Annotated in this window: 7 protein-coding genes and 1 pseudogene; 5 read left to right on the top strand and 3 right to left on the bottom strand. The window is 68.3% G+C overall.

From position 1 onward, the window contains the following. The coding region (locus RTM68_RS08920) for an NAD(P)/FAD-dependent oxidoreductase (RefSeq protein WP_312170165.1) at window positions 1-571 on the bottom strand (571 nt) is incomplete at its 3' end. 55 nt (window positions 572-626) lie between these two features. Between RTM68_RS08920 and RTM68_RS08925 the strand changes: the two genes are divergently transcribed. Genes RTM68_RS08925 through ccsB form a run of 5 tightly spaced genes read left to right on the top strand, consistent with a single transcriptional unit; the run spans window position 627 to window position 5,324 of the window. Beyond that, entirely contained in the window at window positions 627-1,031 is a 405-nt protein-coding gene (locus tag RTM68_RS08925) for a MerR family transcriptional regulator (protein WP_312170167.1), read from the top strand. 48 nt (window positions 1,032-1,079) lie between these two features. Further along, on the top strand, window positions 1,080-1,733 hold the full coding sequence (locus RTM68_RS08930) for a TlpA disulfide reductase family protein (protein WP_312170169.1): 654 nt from the start codon (window positions 1,080-1,082) through the stop codon (window positions 1,731-1,733). Window positions 1,734-1,749: 16 nt separating this feature from the next. Further along, window positions 1,750-2,526, top strand: coding sequence for a cytochrome c biogenesis CcdA family protein (locus RTM68_RS08935; RefSeq protein WP_312170171.1), 777 nt, complete (start codon window positions 1,750-1,752; stop codon window positions 2,524-2,526). A 28-nt stretch (window positions 2,527-2,554) separates the two neighbouring features. Then, window positions 2,555-4,336, top strand: coding sequence for a cytochrome c biogenesis protein ResB (locus RTM68_RS08940; RefSeq protein WP_312170173.1), 1,782 nt, complete (start codon window positions 2,555-2,557; stop codon window positions 4,334-4,336). A 4-nt stretch (window positions 4,337-4,340) separates the two neighbouring features. Beyond that, entirely contained in the window at window positions 4,341-5,324 is a 984-nt protein-coding gene (gene ccsB, locus RTM68_RS08945) for a c-type cytochrome biogenesis protein CcsB (protein ID WP_312170175.1), read from the top strand. Between the two features lie 17 nt (window positions 5,325-5,341). Here ccsB and RTM68_RS08950 read toward each other — a convergent pair whose 3' ends face one another. Both RTM68_RS08950 and RTM68_RS08955 read right to left on the bottom strand, forming a co-directional pair. Next, window positions 5,342-5,929, bottom strand: a complete 588-nt coding sequence (locus RTM68_RS08950) for a 2'-5' RNA ligase family protein (protein ID WP_312170176.1) — start codon at window positions 5,927-5,929, stop codon at window positions 5,342-5,344. A 176-nt stretch (window positions 5,930-6,105) separates the two neighbouring features. Further along, window positions 6,106-6,996: pseudogene (locus tag RTM68_RS08955) on the bottom strand (hypothetical protein); the annotation flags it as partial.

Here is a 6,996-nt window from a genome sequence, read left to right on the forward strand (position 1 = left end):
GGCGCCCTGGTGCGAGGATCTCGAGGGCGGTCTCGACGGCCTGCGTGAGGTGCTGATCGACGGGGTAGACCGTGATGTCTCCGACGATCGGACCGAGGAGCCCGATCAGATGCTCGGCGCGGGTGGCGGGACCGAGGATGCCGATGGAGTGCCCTGCATGTTCGTGGCCGTCGCAGAACGGGCAGGTGAACGCTCCCACACCCCACAGCTCCTGCAGACCGGGGACGGGTGGCAGATCATCGGCGACTCCGGTGGCGAGGATCACCTGACGCGACTCGACCGCGTCGCCGTCGGCGAGGAGAACGGTGAAGTGTCCCTCCGCACCGGTGACCGTGCGGGCTTCGATGTCGCGGATCTCGACGTCGTCGTAGGCCGCGAGCTGCTCCCGCGCGGTCGCCCGGAACTCGGCCGGCGGAGTTCCGTCGTTCGCGATCACGTTGTGCATGTGCAGCACCGTGCCGTTGCGGTACTCGCCGGAGTCCAGCAGCAGGGTCGGCCGATGCATCCGTCCGAGCGTCAGTGCCGCCTGCAGGCCCGCCGGTCCTGCTCCGATGATGATCGCGTCGTACATGGGTCCTCCCGGGGATGAGCTTGCGTTCTCCTTCAGTGTGTGACTTCATGTCAACATGAAGTCAAGTGTCGAGAACCCCTGGTCCGTCGGCGAGGTCGCCGCACGGTTCGATCTGCCGACGAACGTGCTGCGGCATTGGGAATCGGTCGGGCTGCTGCGCCCTGCGCGCAACGCCGCCGGGCGACGCCGATACGGTCAGGACGACGTCGTGCGGGTCGCCGTGATCCAGCGCAGCAAGGCGGCAGGGATGAGCCTCGAGCAGATCGCCGTGCTGCTCGATGACGGCAGTGCCGGGCGTCACGAGGTGCTGCAGGCTCACCTCGACGACCTCGACCGGCGGATGGAGGAGATGCGGATCTCTCGCGAGATGACCGAGCACGCGATGCAGTGCCGCTCGCACGACATCTCGATGTGCCCTGGATTCCGTGCCAACGTGGCCGACGTGCTCGCGCGGTTGTGAAGCCCCGCATCCGGCCCACGCATAGGAACCCCGCGTAAAATCACAGCTGTGCCACGCGTCTCGACGATTCGTCCGAACCGCAGCGGCCGCTCCTCCCGCACTCGGCTCTCTCGCCGTGCGGTCGGTGTCGCGCTCGCCGCGGTGTTCGCCATCGGCTTGAGCGCCTGCGCGCCCGACGCGGTGAGCGACTCGTTCCTCTCCGGTGAGAACACCGGCTACGTCGCCGCAGACGGCGCGATCGTCGAGATCCCCGCCGCAGAGCGTGGTGAGCCCATCGCCGAGTTCGGCGGCGTCACGGAGCACGGCGACGACTTCACCAGCTCCGAGCTCTCGGGCAAGGTCACGGTCGTCAACTTCTGGTATGCCGGCTGCGCCCCGTGCCGTCTCGAGGCGGAGGATCTCGAGAACGTGTGGCAAGAGCACGGCGGCGACGACGTCGCCTTCCTGGGCATCAACACGCGCGACCAGGCAGACACCGCCAAGGCCTTCGCCGACGAGTTCGGCGTCACCTACCCGAGCCTGATCGACGTCGACACTGCCGAGGCGAAGCTCGCGTTCGCGGCAGCCACGAGCATCCAGGCCACGCCGACGACCCTGGTGCTCGACAAGCAGGGCAGGGTCGCCGCGCGCATCATCGGCCCCGTCGACAGCCCCTCGATCCTCTCGACGCTCGTCAAGGACGCGCTCGCGGAGGACTCGTGAGTCCCTCGGGAGCGGCGTGAACCCTGAAGCGATCATCGGATCGGGAGCCCTGTGGCTCGCGATCCCGGTGGCGATGCTGGCGGGGCTCATCTCCTTCCTCTCGCCCTGTGTGCTGCCACTGGTACCCGGCTATCTGGGATTCATCGGGGGAGCGGTCGCGCCTCGCCGACATCGCCCCGCGACGGGCGCAGGCGTCGCCACGGTCGAGGCGCCCTCTCGCAGTCGACTCGTGCTCGGTGTGCTCCTCTTCATCCTGGGTTTCAGCCTCGTGTTCGTGTCGCTGACGGCACTCGGGGGGATCGCCAACGTCTTCCTGATCCAGTGGGGCGAGCTGATCACCCGCATCCTCGGTGGCGTGATCATCCTGATGGGGCTCGTCTTTCTCGGGCTCTTCGGCTTCGCCCAGCGAGAGCTGCGTTTCCACGTCGACTCGAAGGCCGGGCTGATCGGTGCACCGCTCCTCGGCATCGCGCTCGGCATCGGCTGGGCGCCCTGCCTCGGCCCCACCCTCACGGCGATCTTCGCCCTCTCGTTCAACGCCGGCGATCCGGTGCGCGCCGGATTGCTGGGTCTCGCGTACTCGCTCGGCCTCGGCATCCCGTTCCTGCTCGTCGCTCTGGGATTCGGCTGGGCGACCACGGCGATCGGGTTCCTGCGCCGTCACATCCGCGTCGTGAACATCATCGGCGGCGTGCTGCTGATCGTGCTCGGGCTGCTGATGGTCACGGGGCTCTGGACCGACATCATGTCGCGACTGACGGCGGTGATGAACAGTGTCCTTCTCCCGCTCTGATCAGACCAAGGCGCATCGGAAGGATGACGTGAGCAGCACTACCGACAGGTCCAGCGATCCGCTCCGACCGTCAGACCACGTCGACGGCGAGGAGTCGATCACGCAGCCGCGCCTCGGCTTCGTGGGCTGGCTGCGCTGGGGGTGGCGCCAGCTGACGTCGATGCGCACCGCGCTGATCCTGCTGCTCGTGCTCGCGATCGCGGCGATCCCGGGCTCGATCTTCCCGCAGCGGATGGCCGACCCGAACGGCGTCACGCAGTGGGAGCGGGACAACCCCGATCTGTTCCCGGTGCTCGACTCGCTGAAGCTCTTCGACGTGTACCTGTCGCCGTGGTTCTCGGCGATCTATCTGCTGCTCTTCGCCTCGCTGGTGGGCTGCGTCATCCCGCGCATCAAGCACCACGCCAAGGCGCTCCGCGCACGCCCTCCGCGCACCCCCGCCCGCCTGAAGCGGCTCGCCGACTACCGCGCCGTCGAGAGGACGTCCGCAGACTCGAAGGCGGATGCTGCGGCATCCGTCGACATCGCCGCGAAGCAGCTCAAGGCGCTCGGCTATCGGGTCGAGCGCTACGACTCCGGGCGGACGTTCTCGGCGTCAGCCGAGCGCGGATACTGGCGCGAGACAGGCAACCTCCTCTTCCACCTCGCGCTGGTCGGCGTGCTGATCACGATAGGCATCGGAGGCGGCTTCGCCTATACGGGCCAGCGGGTGCTGGTCGAGGGCGAGACCTTCGCGAACACGCTGCTCGACTACGACTCCATGAACCGCGGACGCTTCGTGGCCGACGACGCGCTCGCCCCTTACTCGATGCGCCTCGACAGCTTCGACGTCACGTATCAGCCGTTCGGTGAGCCGGGATCAGGTCAGGCCGGTGATTTCTCCGCCAACGTCACCGTGCAGGAGAACGGCGAGGAGCGCACGGGGGCGGTCAAGGTCAACGAACCCCTCGCGGTCGCCGACGACGACGTGTTCCTGCTCGGGAACGGCTACGCGCCGACGATCACGGTGCGCGATCCCGAGGGCGACGTGGTGTTCACGAACAGCACGCCGTTCCTTCCCCAGGACAACAACATGACCTCGCTCGGGGTCATCAAGGTGCCCGACGGACTCGCGGAGCAGGTCGGTCTGGTCGGATTCTTCTACCCGACGACCGGAGTCCTCGACACCGGAGCGTTCTTCTCCGCCTACGGAGACCTGACGAACCCGACGCTGACGCTCGATGTGTACACCGGCGACCTCGGCATCAACGAGGGCGTGCCGCGCTCGGTGTACGTGCTCGACACCACCGGGATGACCAAGGTGACCGGTCGTACGACCGACCTCGAGTCGATCGAGCTCACCCCCGGACAGACCGCTGATCTGCCGAACGGCCTCGGGACCGTCACGTTCGACGACGAGTCGCCGGCCGGTGCGACCGACCTGTCCCAGTCGGTGAAGAGGTTCGCCTCGCTGCAGATCCACCGCGACGAGTCCGGCGTGTGGGTGCTCGGCTTCGCCCTGCTCGCACTCGGCGGCCTGATGCTCGCCCTGTTCGTGCCCCGTCGCCGGGTGTGGATCAAGGCCACCGCCGCCGACGGCGCGGTCGAGTTCGAGTACGCGGGTCTGGCTCGTGGCGAGGACCCGACGCTCGCCGCCGCCGTCGATGATCTCGTCGCCGGACACACTCGTCTGCTCGATGCCGCGGGCGTGACGCAGGCGGTCGAGGAACACGACGACCCCGACGCCGATTCAGAGCCGGACGCAGCAGCGGAGACCGCCGTGGAACCCGCGACCGAGCGACCCGCATCCGACACCCCGAAAGTAGACTGACATCATGTTCGACCTCGAAGTGATCTCGCCCGTCCTGCTCTGGACGGCGATCGCGATCTACGCGGCGGCCTTCATCGCCTACGCGTTCGATCTCGCACGTCGATCGCAGATCTCGGCGGATGCGGCGAGTGTGCGCGAGTTCGAACTGGTCGGCGCAGGCGCTGGCCGTGCGAAGGGCTCGAAGGGGGCCGCCGCGGCGTCCGGAACCGATGCCGCACCGCAGCGATTCGTGATGGCCCGCATCGGGACCTCGCTGACGATCCTCGCCTTCCTCTTCCACCTGGGAGCGACCCTGACCCGCGGTTTCGCCGCCGGCCGGGTGCCGTGGGCGAACCTCTACGAGTTCGCGATGATGGGCACGCTGCTCATCGTCGCGGTGTTCCTCGTCGTCCTGACGCGCATCGACCTGCGCTTCCTGGGCACGTTCATCACGGGTCTCGTCGTGGTGCTCCTCGGACTCGCGGCGACGAACTTCTATGTCGACGTCTCACCGCTGATGGATCCGCTCAAGAGCGTGTGGCTCGTGATCCACGTCTTCGTCGCATCGCTCGGCACGGCGTTCTTCGCGCTCGCGTTCTCGCTCTCGGTGATCCAGCTGATGCAGTCACGCCGTGAGCGTCTGATCTCGGAGGGCGCGGAGAAGACCGGACCCGGATTCCTCCGCACGTTCCCCGGTTCCGAGCGTCTCGAGAGCATGGCGTACCGGTTCACGATCATCGGCTTCATCCTGTGGACCTTCACCCTCATCGCCGGATCGATCTGGGCCTACTACGCGTGGAGCCGCTTCTGGGGATTCGACGTCAAGGAGACGTGGACCTTCGTGATCTGGGTGCTCTACGCCGGATACATCCACGCTCGCGCGACGCGCGGTTGGCGTGGCAACCCCTCGGCCTGGCTGGCGATCGTCGGCTTCTCCGCGGTGATCTTCAACTTCACGATCGTCAACGTGTTCTTCAAGGGTCTGCACGCGTATTCCGGCCTGAGCTGAACCGGCGCCTCGGTGTGTCAGCGCGCGCCGAGCGGGATGATCTCGGCGTGCTCGACGCCGTCCTCGTACCAGACGAACTCGACCTGCGAGATGCGCTCGGCGGGCCTCGAGCTCAGCGAGCGGCGAGACTTGTTCCTCAGCTCCGTCCACACCGCTGACGCCAGGGTCTTCGCGTAGATCAGAGAGAGGTGGAAGGTCCACTCCTCGGTGGGGCGTTCGTCGAGGCGACGGAAGTCGGTGGTCGCGAGCGCTGCGCTCAGGCTCGAGTAGGCCGCGGTGATCGATGCAGAGCGCGCGAGACGCACGATGACGATCTGCCACGGTGCCGGAAACGCGTCGACCGCCTCGGCGACGACGTCGATCGGGCGCTGACCGGCAGCCCATTCGTGCAGGAACGCACTGAGCTCGTCACGCCGTTCCGGCTCTGCGAATCCGCGCAGAGTGACATGACCCGTGTGGGGGTGCGGCACGTCTGCGCGACCGAGCGCGGCGGCCTGCTCGGAGCGGTACACATCGGCGACCGCCGTGGTCGGACGCAGCACGAGATACTGCTGCCCCTCGAGTGAGGCGAGCTGGGCGGGAGTGTCCATGAAGGGTCGACGCATGTCTCGACCTTATGTCCCTGCCGAGGCGCCACGCCCGTATGCCGGTGCTTCGACGGCGGCGCGCCGACCTTGGCCGGGCACGGATTCGGATCGGAGCACGAGAAACGCCGCACGTCGGGGCTGACGTGCGGCGTTTCTTCTCGGGGGTCCGAAGCCGTGCCCGGTGGCGGCGTGGCTCAGACGGTCGCGAGGGCCGCCTTGGCCGAGGTCGTGCGACGGAGCGTCACGGCCACCGTGGTCGCGACGAGCGACAGGACTCCCCACACCACGAGACCCGCGGCTGCTGCCCCGTCGGGGGCGATCAGTCCGGCGAACGCCGGCGACGTGGGCAGTGCCGCTCCGAGGTCGGCGAGCCAGCCGGGCACGGTCGAGATGAGTCCGGTCGCGACGGCCAGCACACCCACGAGTGCGCTGATCCAGCGACCGATTCCGCCGAACACGGCGACGAGTGCCTGGTTCACGGCCGCGAACGCGATTCCGGCGAGCACGGCCGTGCCGGCGAACGCCCACCACGCACCCGCGTCGTACTTCGCCACGAACTGCACGATCAGAGACACGAGCAGGCCCTGGGCCGCGCCGATCACGGCGGCCGGCAGGAACGCCCGCAGGGCGAGTCCGGCCGAGGACCGGCGCGAGGTCAGGGTACGTGCCGTGTGCGCGCGCATCACGAGGAACGAGGCGAGGCCGCCGAACCAGAGCACCACCGCGGTGAGCAGCGGGATCGCCGTCGGTCCGAAGATCGTCGCGCCGTCGGCGCCCTTCGACGCCACCGGGTCTGCGATCACGGAGGCGAGCGACGTCGACTCGGAGTCGCTGAACGAGGGGAGCGATTCGGATGCCGTGCGCAGCCCTCCGGCGAGGTCGCCGGTTCCGGTCGCCAGGGTGTCGAGCCCCGTCACGAGGTCCGTCGCACCCGTAGCGAGGTCAGTCGCTCCACTGGAGAGCTGCCCGGCGCCCGAGGCGAGTGCCCGAGCACCCGATGCCGAGGCGACGAGCCCGTCGGTGGCGAGCTGGTTCAGGCCGTCGGCGAGTGTCGTCGCACCGGCGCCGGCGTCGCCGAGCTGCGT

This window comes from Microbacterium sp., from assembly GCF_031988965.1.
Lineage (GTDB): Bacteria > Actinomycetota > Actinomycetes > Actinomycetales > Microbacteriaceae > Microbacterium.

Coding starts and splice junctions, on each gene's coding strand:
- ccsB (WP_312170175.1), top strand. CDS start 4,341: ATGTTCGACCTCGAAGTGATCTCGCCCGTCCTGCTCTGGACGGCGATC.
- RTM68_RS08925 (WP_312170167.1), top strand. CDS start 627: ATGAAGTCAAGTGTCGAGAACCCCTGGTCCGTCGGCGAGGTCGCCGCA.
- RTM68_RS08950 (WP_312170176.1), bottom strand. CDS start 5,929: ATGCGTCGACCCTTCATGGACACTCCCGCCCAGCTCGCCTCACTCGAG.